Origin of the sequence: Aeromonas sp. PrichA-15 (genome assembly GCF_017939245.1) — a bacterium.
Classification (GTDB): domain Bacteria; phylum Pseudomonadota; class Gammaproteobacteria; order Enterobacterales; family Aeromonadaceae; genus Aeromonas; species Aeromonas caviae.
On record NZ_JAGKRH010000078.1, the window covers coordinates 1 to 16,926 of the forward strand.

Consider the following 16,926-nt stretch of genomic DNA (forward strand, 5'->3'; position numbering starts at 1 on the left):
ATAACCTGGCCAGAAGGAGGCAATATCAATATGATGCACGGCGACAGCAGGGTGATGGTGGTGGTGTGTTTGGAGACAACCAGTTTACCAGCACCCTGTCTGTCAACTTCCACTTTCCCAGGATCCCGCGAAGAACCTTTTTTTATGGTCGAATACCTGCCATCGACAACAAAGGCGCCCGTAGGCGCCTTGTGGAAGATGACCGTGCTTACTGGTCTATCTCGTCCATGTAATCGTCGAGGTTGCCATCATCCGCCGCCTCTGGCTTCTGCTCCTGGAGCTCGGGTTTGCGACCCGTCACCTTGCCATCGTTGTACTGCAAGTAGAAGTCCTTGGTCAGGGCGTAAGGATCCAGCGCGTTGTCGATGATGCGCTCCTGATCGATCAGCTTGGAGCGGGTACCGAGGCCATCCAGCGCCCAGTGCACCACCTTCAGCGGGAAGGTCAGCAGGGCATAGGGGAAGTAGATGGTATCGATGGTATCCCCAACCAGTTGACGGGTGGTGGTGGGACCGTAGACCGGCACCATCAGATAGGCGCCATCCCCGATGTCGGCCTTGCCGAGCACGGTGTCCATTTCCAGCGTGTTGCGAGCCAGGCCCGCATGCTTGGCCACGTCGAACAGACCGAGCAGGCCCACAGTGGTGTTGAGGGTGAAGCGGCCCAGGTTAGTACCGGCCCCTTTCAGATCACCCACCAGCAGGTGGTTTACCATGCTGCTCGGTTCGTCGAAGTTGTCCACGAAATTCTCGATGCTGTCCCTCACTCCTTGCGGGACATAGCGGGCATAGCCGTGTACCACGGGGCGCGCTACATAGGGCTCCAGCACGTCATAGTTGACGGCCCACATGGCACGGTTGGGCCCCTGGAAGGGGTCGCGAGGATCGCTGGCCGTGCTGGATGCCCCGGGGCGGCTCGGGGTCTCACCGAGATCCAGGCTCTCCGGGCCCGGCTTGGGAGGGCCGCCCGCACAGCCCGCGAGCAGCAATGCCACCGCCAATGCTCCTGAACGCAGATACATATGAAAGTCCTAAGATTTTTTTGGGTATTGATATGAATTATACAGGGGGCCCACCCCAAGGGGTGGGCCAAAAGCGTATTAGAGGGCGTGATCGATGCGGATGTCAATCGGCGCTGTGGGGATGGTGCTGGTCAGCACGGTGACCGAAACCCCTTCAAAGGCGCCTTCCTTGTTCATGACGTTGCCGCCCCGGGAGAGGCGCGCCTTGAACTGCAGCTCGGCATGGGCCGCCAGCTTGCTCCCCTCCATCATGGCATCCCCGTCCCCCAGGGAGAGGGTGAGCGGGAGATGCGGGCCTGCAATGCGCTTGACCGCGATGGGCATGGGCGGACCGTTGGGGATCACCGCAAAGACGAACAGATGGGCATCTTCCGGCATCTTGATGCCCGGCGCCAGGGTGATGTGCAGGGGGAACTCCCCCTCTTTCACCGCCAGCACCTCGGCTTGTGCCTGGCCTTCGGCAGACGGGGTAGTCACGGCGATGCCACGCTGGCCAAGCTGCTGCCTGGCGTACTCCATGGAGCGTTCCACCATGGTGTAGCGGGCCGAGCCCGGCTCCAGCAGCGGCAACATCCCCTGCCAGCGGTCGAGGGCGGTCTGGAAATCCTCTTTTTGCAGGGCCATGAAGGCGTGGACGGAGCGAGCCTCGATGTTGGCCGGGTCCTCGGTAATGACCGCCTGCAACAGTTGATCCGCACGGGCTTCCTCCCCCGTCATCATCAGGGCCTGGGCATAGGGCACCGCCACCATGGCCTTCTGGGGCGCGAGAGCGTAGGCACGCTCCAGCGCCTCGCGGGCCATCTCGGGATCATTGCCATCCAGGGTCAGGCGCCCCAGCAGCAGCCAGCCACGGTAGTCGTTCGGTTCTTCTTTCAGCCGGGTTCGCAGGGCCAGGGTGAAGTCCAGCAGATCCTGCTCGGTCACCCGGGTGTCGCGCTCCACCAGGATGCGATTGCTGAGCTCCCCCAACCGGCTGCTGGCATCCTGCCAGCGGCTCACCTCCTGCCAGGCGCCGAGCTTGGCGTAGAGGCCGATGCTCACCACCGCCAGCACCAGCACACCGGGGATCCAGATCAGGCTCTTGCCGCCACGGGCGGTCTGCTCCACGTCGGGAATGTCGTCCAGGAGGCTGCGCTGCAGCTCCACCAGGGATTCCGGCTCCTCCGCCAGTATCCCCTGCTCCCGCTCCTCCCCTATCTCCAGCAGGCGCTGGCGATAGAGCTGCTTGTTGAGGGCCGAGCGACTGATGCTCTGCCGGCCCTCGCCGCGCCACAGCGGCACGATCAGCGCCAGGCTCGCCAGCACCAGCAGGGCCGCACCCAGTATCCAGAATGGGGTCATGGTTTATCTTCCTCTTTGAGCAGGGCGGACAGCCTGGCCTGCTCTTCTGCACTCAGGGTGCCTTCAGGCTGTTGCAAGGGAGCAGGGGCATGGCGGCGGCTTCGCACCACCACGGTGGCGACGCCAATCACGATGACCAGCAAGGGGCCAAGCCAGAGGATCAGGGTCGAGGCCATCAGGGGGGGATCATAGAGAATGAAGTTGCCGTAGCGGGCCACCATGTAGTCCACCACTTCCTGCTTCTCCTTGCCCTCGCGCACCATCTGGTAGGTCTTGTCCCGCAGATCCTTGGCAAGCCCGGCGTTGGAATCCGCGATGTCCTGGTTCTGGCACTTGGGGCAGCGCAGCTCCTTAGTCAGCTCGCGAAAGGTCTGCTCCTGGGCGTCGCTCTCGAAGGTGTAGACATCGATGGCGGCGCGGGCCTGTCCGGCGCAGACGAGACCGGCCAGCAGCAACAGGGATGCAATCAGTGTTTTCATCGGGGAGGCCTCACTTCATGGCATCGAAGATGGGTTTGAGGGTCGACGCCCAAACGTCTGGGTTGATGTCCCCCACGTGGCGATAGCGGATGATGCCCTGGCTGTCGATGAAGAAGGTCTCGGGCGCGCCATAGACACCGAGATCCAGCCCCAGCATGCCGTCCGGATCGTAGAGGTTGACCTGGTAGGGATTGCCAAGCTCCGCCAGCCACTTGATGGCCTTGTCACGCTCATCCTTGTAGTTCATGCCGACGATGTAGATCCCCTGCCCCGCCAGCTCCTTGAGGTAGGTGTGTTCTCCGTAACAGGTCGGGCACCAGGTGGCCCAGACGTTGAGCAGCATGGGGCGCCCCTTGAGGATGCTCCTGTCGTGCTGCTTGCCCAGGTCATAGATGTCCTGCAGGGTGAACACGGGCACCTCCTTGTCCACCATCACGGATTCGAGCTTGGTGGGATCGGAGTAGAGCCCCTTGAACAGAAACACGGCCCCCATCAGGAAGATGATGAAGGGCAGCAGATAGAGCCAGGTCTTCTTGCTCATGCCTTGGCCTCCTCGTCACGACGTCCGAAGCGGTAGCGCTTGTCCAGCATGGCCAGCACGCCGCCGAGGGCCATGAAGACGCCGCCGAACCAGATCCAGCGCACGAAGGGCTTGTAGTAGATCCGTACCGCCCAGGCGCCGTTGTCGAGCTGCTCGCCGAGCGCCGCATAGAGATCCCGGGTAACCCCCGCATCGATGGCCGCCTCGGTCATCGGCATGCGGCTCACGGTGTACATCCGCTTCTCGGGTTTGAGCAGGGCAACCTGCTTGCCATCCCGGTGCACTTCCAGCACGCCCTTGAAACCGTCGTAGTTGGGGCCGTTCTTCTCCTTGATCCCGGTGAAGACGAACTCGTAATCGGCGAACTGGACGCGATCACCGGCCTGCATCCGCAGGTCCTTCTCGATGCTGTAGTTCTGGGTGCAGGCGATGCCGATGATGCTGACCGCGAGCCCCACGTGCCCCAGGATCATGGCCCAGTGGCTGTTGCCAAGCTTGCGCACGCCGGTGGCAAAACCGTGTTTGTGGGTAGCCCGCGCCCAGGTCTCCTGCACGCTGGTGACGATGATCCAGACGCCAAGCCCGATACCGAGCGCAGCCCAGGGTTTGAACGCCTCGGCAAAGAGTTTGGGCAACAGCAGAGCCGCGGCCAGGCTCAGCACCAGGGCGAGCATCACCTTGCCCTTGAGCTCACCGAGATCCTGGCGGCGCCAGCGGAACAGGGGGCCCACCCCCAGCAGCAGGGCGAAGGGGATGATGAGCCAGCTGTAGATGTGGTTGAAGAAGGGGGTGCCGATGGAGATGCTGCCAAGCCCCAGCTCCTTGTGCACCAGGGGCAGCAGGGTACCGAGCAGCACGGTGAGCAGGCCCGCCACCAGCAGGATGTTGTTGCCAAGGAGCAGGGTCTCGCGGCTCCACAGCTCATGCTTGCCGTGGCTCTTCACCTGGGAACCCTTGAAGGCGAACAGCAATAGGGAGCTGCCTATCACCGCCAGCAGGAAGCCCAGGATGAACAGACCCCGGGTCGGGTCCGAGGCAAACGCATGGACCGACACCAGCACGCCGGAACGCACCAGGAAGGTGCCGAGCAGGCTCAGGGAGAAGGCCGAGAGCGCCAGCAGCACGGTCCAGGCCTTGAAGGTGGCGCGCTTCTCGCTCACCGCGAGGGAGTGGAGCAGGGCCGTGCCCGCCAGCCAGGGCATGAAGGAGGCGTTTTCCACCGGGTCCCAGAACCACCAGCCGCCCCAGCCGAGTTCGTAATAGGCCCACCAGGAACCGAGCACGATGCCCAGCGTCAGGAAGACCCAGGCCGCCATGGTCCAGGGACGGGACCAGCGCGCCCAGGTGGCGTCCAGACGCCCCGTCATCAGGGAGGCGATGGCGAAGGCGAAGGCCACCGAGAAGCCCACGTAGCCCATGTAGAGCATGGGGGGGTGGAAGATGAGACCGGGATCCTGCAGCAGCGGATTGAGATCCCGCCCGTCCACCGGGAAATACGGCAGGGTGCGGGTGAAAGGATCCGAGGTGAACAGCACGAAGGCGGTGAAGCCCACCGAGATAAGGCCGAGCACCCCGAGTACCCGCGCCACTGCATCGAGCGGCAGGCGGCGGCTGAAGAGGGCTACCGCCGCCGTCCAGCCTCCCAGGGTCAGCACCCAGAGCAGCAGCGAGCCTTCATGGGCTCCCCACACCGCCGAGATGCGGTATTGCAGGGGCAGCAGGCTGTTGGAGTTGGTGGCCACGTACTGCACGGTGAAGTCGTTGTCGATAAAGGCCCAGGTGAGGCAGAGAAACGACAGCAGCAGCAGCAGAAACTGGCTGTAGGCGAGCGGGCGGGCTGCCGACATCATGCCAAGACGACCGAGATGGGCCCCGATCAGCGGGTAACTGCCCAGCAGCAGGGCGGTGGCGAAGGCCAGGATCAGTGAGAACTGCCCTAATTCCGGGATCATTGACTATTCCCTCTCGATTGCACGGAGAAACCTGCCGATTTGGCGGTATAAAGAAGTGAATTCTTGGCGCATACCGGCATCATTGCTTGGCTCCCTGCAACTGCGCCTCTGTGTATTCGGGCTTGAAGTGCATGCCGTTGGTGGCGTCGGCCACTTCCGGCGGCATGTAGTTCTCGTCGTGCTTGGCCAGCACCTCGAAGGCGGCGACCGTGGTGGCATCCTTGAGGGTGCCTTGAGCGACAATGCCCTGCCCCTCGCGGAACAGGTCCGGCAGGATACCGTCAAACTCCACCGTCACCAGATGGCCGCCGTTGTCCACCAGCTTGAAGGCTACCTTGAGGCTCTGGGGATCCCGCACCACAGACCCCGGCACCACCAGGCCACCGATGCGCAGGCGCTGCCCCTCCTCGGGCTTGATCTTCTCCGGCCCCTTCCCTTCCACCAGCTCGCTCGGGGTGTAGAAGAGGTCGATGTTCTGGCTCAGGGCATAGAGCACCAGGCCAGTCACGCTGGCAAGGCCCAGGCTGATGGCCAGGATGATGGTGAGGCGTTTCTTGCGGCGCGGGTTCATAGGGTGTTCTCCATCTGCTGGGCCGCCTTGCGGCGTGCCTCCCGAGCCTGCTTGTTGCGCAGTTCGCCGAGCAGGCTGCGGGTCTTCAACCGGGTGGAAATGACGATGCCGACCAGGCAGAGCAGGGTCAGACCGAAGGAGAGCCAGACGTAGAAGGCATAGCCTCCCATGGCCATGAAATCACTGAACGAGGCAAAGTGCATGCTTACTTCTCCTGCCTGGCGATGTCGGCGACCCAGGGGCGGTGCCACTCCCGCATCAGCAGCTCATTGCGAAAACGCATCAGGGTCAGGGCACCGAGAAACGCGGCGAACGCCAGGATCATGATGAGCAGCGGCCACAGCATCTCGGGGGAGATGGAGGGCTTGTCAAACTTGGTGATGGTGGCCCCCTGGTGCAGGGTGTTCCACCACTCCACCGAGTAGTGGATGATGGGCAGGTTGATCACCCCGACCAGCGCCAGGATGCCGGCGGCGCGGCCCGCCACCACCTTGTCGCTGAAGGCGTTGTAGAGGGCGATGACACCCAGATAGAGGAACAGCAGGATGAGCTCGGAGGTGAGCCGGGCATCCCACACCCACCAGGTGCCCCACATGGGTTTGCCCCAGGCGGCGCCGGTAAAGAGGGCAATGAAGGTGAAGACGGCCCCCACCGGGGCGATGGCCGCCACCGTCATGTCTGCCATGCGCAGTTGCCACACCAGGCCAATGAAGGCGGCCACCGCCATGGTGGAGTAGGCGCCCATGGAGAGGATGGCGGAGGGCACATGGATATAGATGATCCTGAAAGAGTCGCCCTGCTGGTAATCGGCGGGTGCGAAAGCCAGCCCCCAGACGGTGCCGATGATGAAGGCGAGCAGGCTTGTCACGGCAAACCAGGGCAGCAGGGTGCCGGCCAGCCCATAGGCGCGCTCGGGTTTGGCATAAGGGTGCAACCATTTCCACATAGCTCACGAAACCTTTCAGTTATTAATTTTTAAGTGGCGAGGGCTACCATACCCATGGGGGAAAAACATCATATCCCCCGAAAGCAATAAGCAGCCATCCCCTTGATCTATCTCAACTATCTCGCCCCTAACAAGGCTTCAAACGAAAATCTTTTCACCAAATCAATCAGTTGACACTCACCCGCAGCGCCGCCGAGATGGCCAGGGGTGTCAGGGTCAATGCCCCCACCAGCATGGCCCCCAGGATGGCGAGCTGACCCCCGTAGGGCAACCCCATGCTCGCCGCGTCGATGGCGGACGTGGCGAAGATAAGCACCGGAATATAGAGCGGCAGCAACAACAGGCTGAGCAGCACGCCCCCCTTGCGCAGCCCTGCGGTCAGCGCCACTCCGACCGCCCCGAGCAGGCTCAGCACCGGTGTACCGAGCGCCAGGGTGGCCACCACGGCCAGATAGGTCTTCAGCTCCAGGGAGAGCAGGATGGCGAGCAAGGGGGAGACCAGCAACAGCGGCAGACCGGTCAGCAACCAGTGAGCGATCACTTTGGCCAGGGCCAGCAACCCCAGGGGATGGGGCATCAGCATCATCTGCTCCAGGGCGCCGTCACTGAAGTCGTCACGAAACAGCCGCTCCAGGGAGAGCATGGCCGCCAGCAGGGCCGCCACCCAGATGATGCCGGGAGCGATGCGGGCCAGCAACTGGGGCTCGGGCCCGATCCCCAATGGAAACAGGGTGATGACGATGAGGAAGAACCAGAGCGGGTTGAAGATGTCGGCGCGCTGGCGCAGGGCCATCAGCAACTCGCGGTGAATAAGGTGTATGACGGCGTGCAGCATGGGCTACTCCTGCAACAGCGAGGTCAGGGAGAGGGTCTTGAGCCGCCCCTGCATCAGGGTCAGATCCTGGTGGGTCGTAAGGACCACCATGCCCCCCCTGTCCGCGTGGGCGAGGAACAACTGCTCCAGCACCCTGACCCCCTGCTTGTCGATGGCGGTGAAGGGCTCGTCCAGGATCCAGAGCGCCGGTCGCTCGCTCAGCCACAGCCTGGCCAACGCCACCCGTCGCTGCTGCCCGGCGGAGAGCTGTCCCGCGGGATAGTCTTCGAAACCGGCGAGGCCGACCTGGGCCAGCACCCGCCAGAGATCCACGCCGTCCCCGGCAGGGCAATGAAGCTTCTGGTAGAAGGAGAGATTCTCAAGGGGGGTCAGGGTCGCCTTGACGCCGGGCTGATGGCCCAGGTAAAGCAGGCTGGCGTGGTATTCATCCCGGCAATGGCGGATATTCTCCCCATTCCAGCACACCTCGCCAGCAAAGGGCTGGGAGAGGCCGGTGAGCAGGCGCAACAGGCTGGTCTTGCCCACCCCGTTGGGACCCTCAATCTGCATCAAATCCCCGGCACGCACCGCGAAGGAGAGATGTTCAAACAGGGTGCGATCTTCACGCACGCAGCTCAGATTGTTCGCTTGAAGCAGCATGGGGATGTAATCGTTGAAAATGAGGCTGCCTGCATCTTAACACAGGATCCGGAGGCGTCTTTTCAAAGATGCCAATAATCAACAGGATTTGTGGGGAAGATCGCGCCCCCACCAAAGAGATTGATGCCAAAGGATTATCCACTGTCCCGGCATCGAGAAAGAGGTGGCCACGGGTCGAACAGAAAGCGGGGAGGCACCGGCCTCCCCGCGACACATCCGTCAGCTGCGTCCCTTTCGCAAGGAAATAAGCAGCTCCGCTTCCGCCTGGGGCAACTCGCACTCGCTCATCACCTCGTCCAGATCGGCACCAAGCTCCACCATCTTGGCGGCGCGGCTGTAGAGGCGGCGCTCCGGATCCTGCAACGTCAGCTCCTGCTGGCTGTCGTGGATCTTCTGCATGGCCCCTTCTGCGGCTTGCAGACGCTGACCCATGCCGATGGCGCCCGTGTGCAGCTCCATCATCTGCTTGCGCAGACTCTCGAGCTGCCCCTGCAGCGCTTCCACCCTGGCCTCGGACTCTCGCTGGCGACGACGGTGCCCCAGGATCCCGTAAAGGGCCAGCACCAGTGCGAGCAAGGACAACCCCAAGGCTGCAAATTCAATCATCAAACCATCACCTTACCGTCACAGGGAGGCGGACAGGTGCCATCGCCCCCGTCCGCACGTTCCCGTCCCTGTTACAGGGAACCAATGTCTTCCCACTCTTCGTCGGAGAGCAGCTTGTTGAGATCCACCAGGATCAGCAGTTGGCCGTCACGGTTGCTGACGCCCTGGATGAACTTGGCGCTCTCCTCGGTGCCCACCGCCGGGGCGGCATCGATCTCGGAGGAGCGCAGATAGACCACCTCGGCCACGCTGTCCACCATGATGCCGATCACCTGCTTCTCCGCCTCGATGATGACGATGCGGGAGTTCTCGCTCACGTCCCCGGCCGGCAGGCCGAAACGGGAGCGGGTATCGATGACGGTCACCACGTTGCCACGCAGGTTGATGATACCCAGCACGTAGTCAGGTGCACCCGGGACCGGAGCGATCTCGGTGTAGCGCAACACTTCCTGAACCTGCATCACGTTGATGCCATAGGTCTCGTTTTCCAACTGGAAGGTCACCCACTGCAGCACTTCGTCTTCGGCCAGATTCTGTGCAATATTGCGCTTCTCTGTCATCTTCTTGATCCTTGTATGAACCCGTCAACGGGTAAAATTAGCAATAAAACCATGGCGATGCCGATGTTGTCAGCGGCCTTCGATGTTCACGCCCCGGCCAAGCAGCAGCAAGAGCTCCCTGACGTGCAGCAGGGCACACATCTTCTCCTTGACCATGCCGGCCAACCAGGGGCGCTTGCCCTCCTGATGGCGCCACTTCACCTGGTCCCGGTGCAGCAGTTCTGTGCCCTTCAACTGGTGACAGGCCAATCCCCAGGGTGATTCTCCCAGCATAATCAGATATTTGTAATCGTCCATCTCCAGATGCTGGCCCGGCATGACCCACTGGGCCGTGTCCACCACGTTCATCTTCTGCTCGCGGGAGGTCATGATCCCCTTGTACCAGCCCGGCTGGCCGAAGAGAGAGGTCACCTCCCCCAGTTGATGGATGCCCCCCAACTCGGTCAGAGGCACCGCAAACGTCACCCCGGCCACGTCGAAGAAGAGCGCCTGAAAATCGTTGCCGGTATCCAGGTTCTCCCAGGTCGACGGTGCGGGCGCCGCCTCGAGGACGGGCGCGGGTTCTGCCACCACGAGGGCGACGGGCTCGACCTCCTCCACCACGGCTTCCACCACCGGCTCTGCCAGAGCGACCAGAGGCTCACTGTCAACCACCTCCGCCTCGAGCTGGAATGGCTCGACATGCACCTCTTCGTGGCTCAGGGCATCCATCTCGAACTGGACCTGTCCCACCTGGGCAAGCAGCTCGCTCAGCTGGGCCAGTCGGGTATCGGCTTCAAGATAGGGGGTGCCAGCCACCTCCGGCACGGCGACGGTCTGACGTTGCAACGCAGGGGTCGGTGCTTCGTCTTCGGGATCTTCCCGCAGCAGGGCATCGTCCAGCAGCAGGGAGTGGAAATAGTCGTCCATGGCCCGAACCTGGGTGGTCTCTCTCACGGCATCACCTCCTGGGTCCGTTGACGCTCCAGCGCGTCGAGATGGTTGAGCAGGGTCTCATAGGCATAGGTGCCCCGGCTGCCCGGTGCATAGATGGAGGGAGGAATGTGCACCAGACTGGCATCCCTGAATTTGGTGTCGATGGGAATGACCGCATTCCACACCGCCTCCCCATACTGCTCCTTGATGGACTGCAATGTCATCAGGGAGGCGCGGGTACGCTTGTCAAACATGGTCGGAATGATGGTGTAGCGGAACTTCTCCCGCTTGGAGCGCTGCATGATCTCGAAGGTCTTCATCATCCGCTCCAGCCCCTTGAGGGCCAGGAATTCGGTCTGTACCGGCACCAGGATGCGATCGCAGGCCGCCAGCGCGTTCACCATCATGACCCCCAGCACCGGCGGGCAGTCGATGAGCACGTAGTCGAACTGATCCTGCACCCGCAGCAGAGCGCGCTTGAGCACCAGCCCCATCCCTTCCCGGTTGCCCATCACCCGATCCAGCGTGGCCAGGGTAATCGAGGCGGGCAGCAGGCTGATGTTCTCGAATCGGGTCTTGAGGGTCATCCGGTTGACCAGCTCGGCGCTGGGTTTGGCCGCCTGGAACAACTCGTACAGGGTGCCTTCCAGCCTGTCCGAGTCGAAATCGAGATAGGAGGTCAGGGAGGCGTGGGGGTCGGTGTCGATCAGCAGTACCCGCTGGCCACGCTGGGCCAGAATGCCCGCCAGGGAGACGACCGTGGTGGTTTTACCGACTCCACCTTTCTGATTGGCAACCGTCCAAACAATCACTATATCAATCCTGCCTTGTTGTTATGCGTATGCCCCCACCGGGCAGCGCGATCACCCTGATCTTTTCACTGTCGACACTCTGCGGTGCGTCCTGCACCGGTGCCACCGTCAGCGGTTTGACGGGGGCTGGCGGCACCCAGGCGAACCTGGATATGGCGACCACCACCTTGCGATTCTGTAATCGTCCCTGCTCGGTGCCATTGTCGACGAAGGGGGAAAACTCTCCGTACGCCTCGTAGGCGAGCCGACCGGGAGCCACCCCTTTGCCCACCAGGGCATTGAGCACTGCCTCGGCGCGGGCCGCTGACAATGTCCAGTTGGAGCGGAAAATTTCGTTGTTTATCGGTTGGTTATCCGTGTAGCCCCGCACCCTGACATAGTTATCGACCGGTTTGAGAATACCTGAAAGCGTATCGAGCACAGGGGCGGCATTGTTACCCAGAAAAGCGCTGCCACTGTTGAACAGGAGACCTGAACTCAACTCCACCGTCAGCCAGTTGTCATCCTGCGCAAGCTTCACCACCCCCGCATCGACCAGGGCGCCCATGGACTCCTGGATCTGCATGTCGATCTGCGCAAGAGCCGTGCCATCTTGCGAGACGGGCGTACCCGTGATGGGGGCCCGCGAAGGGGACGCAGAGGCCTGGCTCTCCAGCAGGCTGGGGGCGGCCGACACCGGGTTGTCCAGCAAGGAATTGCCCCGTCCTTCCAGCAGGCCATCGCTGCGCGGCGCCTGGTTGAAGGCCTGGGTCATGCCCTCGATGACGGCGCGGTACTCCTCCTTGTTGACGATGGCAACGGAGTAGAGCACCACGAAAAGGGCGAAGATGAGCGTCATGTAATCGGCATAGGAGACCAGCCAGCGATCGAGATGCTCTCGCCCTTGCAGGTGCAAACGATAGCGCTTGCGCATGGCTACTCCCCTTTCAGATAAGCCCGTAACCGCCTTTCAACCTGCGGGCCGTTCTCCCCGTGGGCGATGGCCAGAAGCCCCTCCAGGGTCATCTCCTGATAGAGGCCGTAATGGTAGTGGAAGGCGCGCAACCGATTCGCAATCGGCAGATAGAGCAAGTTGGCAAAGCCCACCCCGTAGATGGTGGCGACGAAGGCCACGGCAATGCCCGCCCCCAGGGTGCCTGGCTCCTCCAGATGAAACATGGCCTGGATGAGGCCAATCACGGCCCCGATGATGCCGATGGTGGGGCTGTACCCCCCCATGGACTCGAACACCCTGGCCGAGTGCTCGTTGCGCTCCTGCTCGATGTCGATGTCCGCCTCCAGCAAGCTGCGGATATCCTCGATGGAGACGCCATCCACAATCATGGAAAGCCCCTGGCGGGTGAAGGGATCGGGCTCGGCCTCGGCCTGGTTTTCCAGCGCCAGCAAGCCTTGCTGGCGGGCGAACTGGGCCCACGCTTTCAGGCGTTCGGCCTGCTCCGCAAGATCCAGCTGCGGCGGAAACAGCATCCAGGTTGCCTGCCTCAGGGCACTGAGCAGGTACCTGCGGGGAGTCTGCAAGATCACCGCCCCCCAGGTTCCCCCGACGACGATGACAAAGGCCGGGCCATCCAGCAGGGTCAGCAGGCTCCCGCCATGCCACCACTGGGCGATGGCGACGGCCCCCAGCGCCAGCACCAGGCCGAGCATGCCCATGGTCAGCGACCCAACTCGACCAGAATGCGCTGGGCCACCCGATCCAGCGGCAGGGATTCGCTTGCTATGCCCGCCTTGGCAACGGCCTGGGGCATGCCATAGACCACGCAGGAGGCTTCATCCTGCGCCCAGATGGTCGCCCCCTGCTCCTTGAGCAGACGGGCACCGTCGCGGCCATCCGCGCCCATGCCGGTCAGGACGATGGCCAGCACCTTGTCGCCATAGGTCTTGGCGGCGGAGGCGAAGGTAATGTCCACGCAGGGTTTGTAGTTGACCTTGTCATTGCCATCGATGATGCGAAGACGGGCACCGGGCCCGCGCCCTTCCAGCAACATCTGCTTGCCACCGGGGGCAAGATAGGCCTGACCCGGCTTGAGCACGTCGCCATCCTGCGCCTCCTTGACCCCTATCTGGCACAGCCCGTTGAGGCGGGCGGCAAAGGCAGCGGTGAAGGTGGCCGGCATGTGCTGGATCAGCAGGATGGGATGAGGGAAATCTCCCGGCAGCTTGGTCAGCACGTTCTGCAGTGCCACCGGCCCGCCGGTGGAGGTACCGATGGCAACCAGCTGGTAACTCTTGCCACTGCGCTTGAACGCGGCGGGAGCCGCCGCTGCCCGCGCAGGCTCGGGCTGGCGTTCGGCCAAGGGACGATTCAGGGCCCCCGTGACGGCGGGCCGGACGGCAGGCTCGGGGGCTCGGGGCCGGGTGGCCATCAGGAAGCGTTTGCGGGCGATCTCCTTGACCCGCTGCTGCAGCAGGTTGACGGCTTCGTCCTTGTCGCGGGCGATGTCTGCAAACTTCTTGGGCAGAAAATCGAGGGCGCCCGCATCCAGCGCATCCAGGGTTGCCTTGGCTCCCTCGTGGGTCAGGGAGGAGAACATCAGGATGGGGGTCGGACACTTGGCCATGATCTCGCGCACGGCGCTGATGCCGTCGAGCACCGGCATTTCAATGTCCATGGTAATGACGTCTGGCCGCAACTGCTGCGCCTTGTCTACCGCCTCCCGCCCGTTCTGGGCCGTGTCGATCACCGTCATCAGGGGATCCTGATTGATGATCTCGCTGACCCGACGGCGGAAGAAACTCGAATCGTCGACCACTAATACCTTGACTGCCATTGTTATTCTTTTAACTCCTTGAGCCTGGCGCTCAGTGGCGACGGGCATAGGCCTTAAGCAGGCTGGGCACATCCAGAATGAGGGCGATGCCGCCGTCGCTGGTAATGGTAGCGCCGGCCATGCCGGGGGTACCTTGCAGCAGGTTGTCCAGGGGCTTTATCACCACCTCTTCCTGACCGATGAGGTTGTCTACCACGAAGCCGACCTGCTGGGTGCCGATCTGGACGATGACCACGTGGCCCTGGTCCTGGCGGGCCGTCTTGCCGGCACCGCGTACCAGCCACTTGTGCAGGTAGAACAGCGGAATCGCCTTGTCACGGACGATGATGGTGAGCTGGCCATCCACCACGTTGGCCTTTTTCAGATCCAGGTGGAAAATTTCATTCACGCAACCGAGGGGCAGGGCGAAGGTCTGTTGACCCACCTCCACCATCAGGGTCGGCAGAATGGCCAGGGTCAGGGGAACCTTGATCTCGAGACGGGTGCCCTTGCCCCAGGTGGAATCGATGTGCACCGAGCCATTGAGGCTGACGATGCTGGTCTTCACCACGTCCATGCCCACTCCACGGCCGGAGATGTCGGAGATCTCCGACTTGGTGGAGAAGCCGGGGGCGAAGATCAGGTTGTAGGCATCGTTGTCGCTCATGCGCGCTGCGCTGTCAGCATCGAGCACGCCACGGCTGATGGCGATCGACTTGAGCTTCTCCGGGTCCATCCCTGCGCCGTCATCCTCGATGCAGAGCAGAATGTGGTCCCCTTGCTGGGAGGCGCTCAGGGTGATGGTACCCTGACGGGGTTTGCCCGCTTTCTCGCGCACGTCCGGCATCTCGACGCCATGGTCGCAGGAGTTGCGCACCAGGTGAACCAGGGGGTCGGCCAGGGCCTCCACCAGGTTCTTGTCCAGATCCGTGTCCTCACCCACCATCACCAGCTCGATCTCCTTCTTGAGGGTACGAGCCAGGTCGCGCACCACACGCGGGAAGCGGCCGAATACTTTCTTGATAGGCTGCATGCGGGTCTTCATGACCGCGCCCTGCAGATCGGCGGTCACGACGTCGAGGTTCGCGACAGCCTTGGACATCTCTTCGTCATTGCTGGCGATGCCGAGGCTCACCAGGCGGTTTCTCACCAGCACCAGTTCGCCCACCATGTTCATGATGACGTCCAGGGTCTTGGTATCCACCCGCACCGTGGTATCGCTCTGTACCGCGCTGCTCTCGGCGGGAGCGGCCTGCTTGGCAGGGGCGGCCTTGGCTGGCGCTGGGGGCTCTGCCGGTGCGGGTTTGGCGGCCACTGGCGCCTTGGGCTGCGTCACCGGGGCTGCGGGGGCAGCGGGTGCCGGAGCCTTGGGTTCGGGAGCGGGCGTAGGAGCAGATGCCAGACTGTGCTGGGGCCCCTGCCCACGGCCGTGCAGTTCATCCAGCAGGCGCTCGAACTCATCGTCGTCGATGAGCTCGTCCACCTCTTTCTGGACCGACTGCAGGGGGGCCAGATCGGGGGCACCACCGTGCTGGCCCTGACCATGGAGCTGGTCGAGCAGGGCTTCGAATTCGTCGTCTGTGATGTCACCTGAACCGCTCAGCACGGGGGCGGCAGAGACCGTCGGCGCTTTGCCGACACCGTGCAGCTCATCGAGCAGGCGTTCAAATTCGTCGGCGGAGATCTCGTCGATGGAGCCACCGCCATTGACGGCGACAGGCGCCACCTCGGCGATGACCTCGGGTTCTGGTTCGGGCTCAGGCTCGGGTGCTGGCTGGGCCGCCACGCTGGCGGTACGCAGCTGCTCCTGCCCTTCCGGCTTGCACAGCTCGTGCAGATCGTGCAGCAGATCGGGAGAAGCGGGGCTTATCTCTTCGCGGTTCTGGACCTGGGCAAACATGACGTTGATGGCATCCAGCGCCTGCAAGATGACATCCATCAGCTCGGCACTGAGGGTCCGCTTGCCGTTGCGCAGCATGTCGAACAGGTTCTCGGCACCGTGACAGACATCCACCAGTTCGGTGAGGGAGAGGAAGCCCGCTCCCCCCTTGACGGTGTGGAAGCCGCGGAAGATGGCGTTCAACAGGTTCTTGTCATCGGGCCGCTTTTCCAAGTCGACCAGTTGTTCAGACAACTGTTCCAATATTTCTGATGCTTCGACCAAAAAGTCTTGCAGTATGTCTTCATCAACTTCGAAGGCCATGCGTCACTCCATTAGAATCCCAGGCTAGACAGCAGATCGTCCACATCATCTTGACCATTGACCACATCTGAGCGGGTCTGCGGGTTCATGATGGGGCCTTCCGCCTCGATGCCGCTCGCTGGCAGGCTACGTGCCGAATTGTCGCTAACGCCCTCACCGAACATGGTCAGCATCTCTATCAACTTCGTTTCAACTTCCTGCACCAGTTTGATCACCTTGCGGATCATCTGACCGGTCAGGTCCTGGAAATCCTGAGCCATCAGAATTTCCGTCAGCAGTTGTCGTAACTTATCGGCATCCGTCTCAGAAGCCTTAATAAAATCATTCAGTTGATGGCACAGCGCCTTGAATTGACCCAGCTCGAGATCCCGGCTCATCAGGGCATTCCAGTTGGGCATGACCAGCTGAATGTTGTCGTTGAGTCGATCGGCGATGGGAAGGCTTGCCTCGACCGCATCCATGGTGCGATTGGCCGCCTTGTCCGTCATGTCGATGACATAGCTCAGACGCTCCCGGGCATCCGGGATCTCATGGGTGGCCAGGTCGGGGATCCTGGGATCCAGGCGAAAATCCTGCAATGAGTTGTGCAATTGGCGGGTCAGCTGCCCCACCTTGTCAAACAGGGCCGCCGCATTGGGGGCGCACACATCGGCGAGGATGGTATCGGCCTGTTCAAACTCTTCCCGCTCCAGGTGGGCAACCAGCATCCTTGCCTGGTCAAGCGAGATCATGGCACTCGTTTTGGCCTTCATCCC

19 protein-coding genes are annotated in these 16,926 nt (G+C 62.4%); all 19 read right to left on the minus strand.

Annotated features, from left to right (window positions below; all coding sequences use genetic code 11):
* Positions 1–208 precede the first annotated feature (208 nt).
* Positions 209–1,021 carry a VacJ family lipoprotein gene (locus J9889_RS12105; protein WP_029314176.1) on the minus strand — a complete coding sequence of 271 codons (813 nt, stop codon included), beginning with the start codon at positions 1,019–1,021 and terminating at the stop codon, positions 209–211.
* Positions 1,022–1,099: 78 nt separating this feature from the next.
* Entirely contained in the window at positions 1,100–2,362 is a 1,263-nt protein-coding gene (gene ccmI, locus J9889_RS12110; protein WP_210556832.1) for a c-type cytochrome biogenesis protein CcmI, read from the minus strand.
* Positions 2,359–2,841, minus strand: coding sequence for a cytochrome c-type biogenesis protein (locus tag J9889_RS12115; protein WP_182721776.1), 483 nt, complete (start codon positions 2,839–2,841; stop codon positions 2,359–2,361). Before J9889_RS12115 ends, ccmI begins: the two co-directional genes overlap by 4 nt.
* Before the next feature lie 10 nt (positions 2,842–2,851).
* Positions 2,852–3,382: a DsbE family thiol:disulfide interchange protein gene (locus tag J9889_RS12120; protein ID WP_041215578.1), complete on the minus strand. Its 531-nt coding sequence runs from the start codon at positions 3,380–3,382 to the stop codon at positions 2,852–2,854.
* Entirely contained in the window at positions 3,379–5,334 is a 1,956-nt protein-coding gene (locus J9889_RS12125) for a heme lyase CcmF/NrfE family subunit (protein WP_041212639.1), read from the minus strand. The genes J9889_RS12120 and J9889_RS12125 overlap by 4 nt, the downstream gene beginning before the upstream one ends.
* Before the next feature lie 79 nt (positions 5,335–5,413).
* Positions 5,414–5,905, minus strand: a complete 492-nt coding sequence (ccmE, locus tag J9889_RS12130) for a cytochrome c maturation protein CcmE (protein ID WP_010673948.1) — start codon at positions 5,903–5,905, stop codon at positions 5,414–5,416.
* Positions 5,902–6,108, minus strand: coding sequence for a heme exporter protein CcmD (ccmD, locus tag J9889_RS12135; protein WP_039039901.1), 207 nt, complete (start codon positions 6,106–6,108; stop codon positions 5,902–5,904). The genes ccmE and ccmD overlap by 4 nt, the downstream gene beginning before the upstream one ends.
* Before the next feature lie 2 nt (positions 6,109–6,110).
* On the minus strand, positions 6,111–6,851 hold the full coding sequence (locus J9889_RS12140; RefSeq protein WP_010673946.1) for a heme ABC transporter permease: 741 nt from the start codon (positions 6,849–6,851) through the stop codon (positions 6,111–6,113).
* 166 nt (positions 6,852–7,017) lie between these two features.
* Entirely contained in the window at positions 7,018–7,686 is a 669-nt protein-coding gene (ccmB, locus tag J9889_RS12145; protein WP_182721774.1) for a heme exporter protein CcmB, read from the minus strand.
* A 3-nt stretch (positions 7,687–7,689) separates the two neighbouring features.
* Positions 7,690–8,325 carry a cytochrome c biogenesis heme-transporting ATPase CcmA gene (ccmA, locus tag J9889_RS12150; protein ID WP_210556833.1) on the minus strand — a complete coding sequence of 212 codons (636 nt, stop codon included), beginning with the start codon at positions 8,323–8,325 and terminating at the stop codon, positions 7,690–7,692.
* 219 nt (positions 8,326–8,544) lie between these two features.
* Positions 8,545–8,931, minus strand: a complete 387-nt coding sequence (locus J9889_RS12155) for a DUF2802 domain-containing protein (RefSeq protein ID WP_010673943.1) — start codon at positions 8,929–8,931, stop codon at positions 8,545–8,547.
* 71 nt (positions 8,932–9,002) lie between these two features.
* A complete protein-coding gene (locus J9889_RS12160; RefSeq protein ID WP_010673942.1) occupies positions 9,003–9,491 on the minus strand; it encodes a chemotaxis protein CheW in 489 nt (162 codons plus the stop codon).
* A gap of 69 nt (positions 9,492–9,560) precedes the next feature.
* Entirely contained in the window at positions 9,561–10,427 is an 867-nt protein-coding gene (locus J9889_RS12165; protein ID WP_210556835.1) for a chemotaxis protein CheW, read from the minus strand.
* On the minus strand, positions 10,424–11,218 hold the full coding sequence (locus tag J9889_RS12170) for a ParA family protein (protein WP_010673940.1): 795 nt from the start codon (positions 11,216–11,218) through the stop codon (positions 10,424–10,426). Before J9889_RS12170 ends, J9889_RS12165 begins: the two co-directional genes overlap by 4 nt.
* A gap of 4 nt (positions 11,219–11,222) precedes the next feature.
* On the minus strand, positions 11,223–12,131 hold the full coding sequence (locus J9889_RS12175) for an OmpA family protein (protein ID WP_134996662.1): 909 nt from the start codon (positions 12,129–12,131) through the stop codon (positions 11,223–11,225).
* A gap of 2 nt (positions 12,132–12,133) precedes the next feature.
* Positions 12,134–12,871: a flagellar motor protein gene (locus J9889_RS12180; protein WP_042016381.1), complete on the minus strand. Its 738-nt coding sequence runs from the start codon at positions 12,869–12,871 to the stop codon at positions 12,134–12,136.
* Between the two features lie 2 nt (positions 12,872–12,873).
* On the minus strand, positions 12,874–13,989 hold the full coding sequence (locus tag J9889_RS12185; protein ID WP_210556837.1) for a chemotaxis response regulator protein-glutamate methylesterase: 1,116 nt from the start codon (positions 13,987–13,989) through the stop codon (positions 12,874–12,876).
* Positions 13,990–14,020: 31 nt separating this feature from the next.
* Entirely contained in the window at positions 14,021–16,171 is a 2,151-nt protein-coding gene (locus J9889_RS12190) for a chemotaxis protein CheA (protein ID WP_210556839.1), read from the minus strand.
* Positions 16,172–16,182: 11 nt separating this feature from the next.
* Complete coding sequence (locus J9889_RS12195) at positions 16,183–16,923, minus strand: protein phosphatase CheZ (RefSeq protein ID WP_010673935.1); 741 nt, start codon at positions 16,921–16,923, stop codon at positions 16,183–16,185.
* Positions 16,924–16,926: the final 3 nt, after the last annotated feature.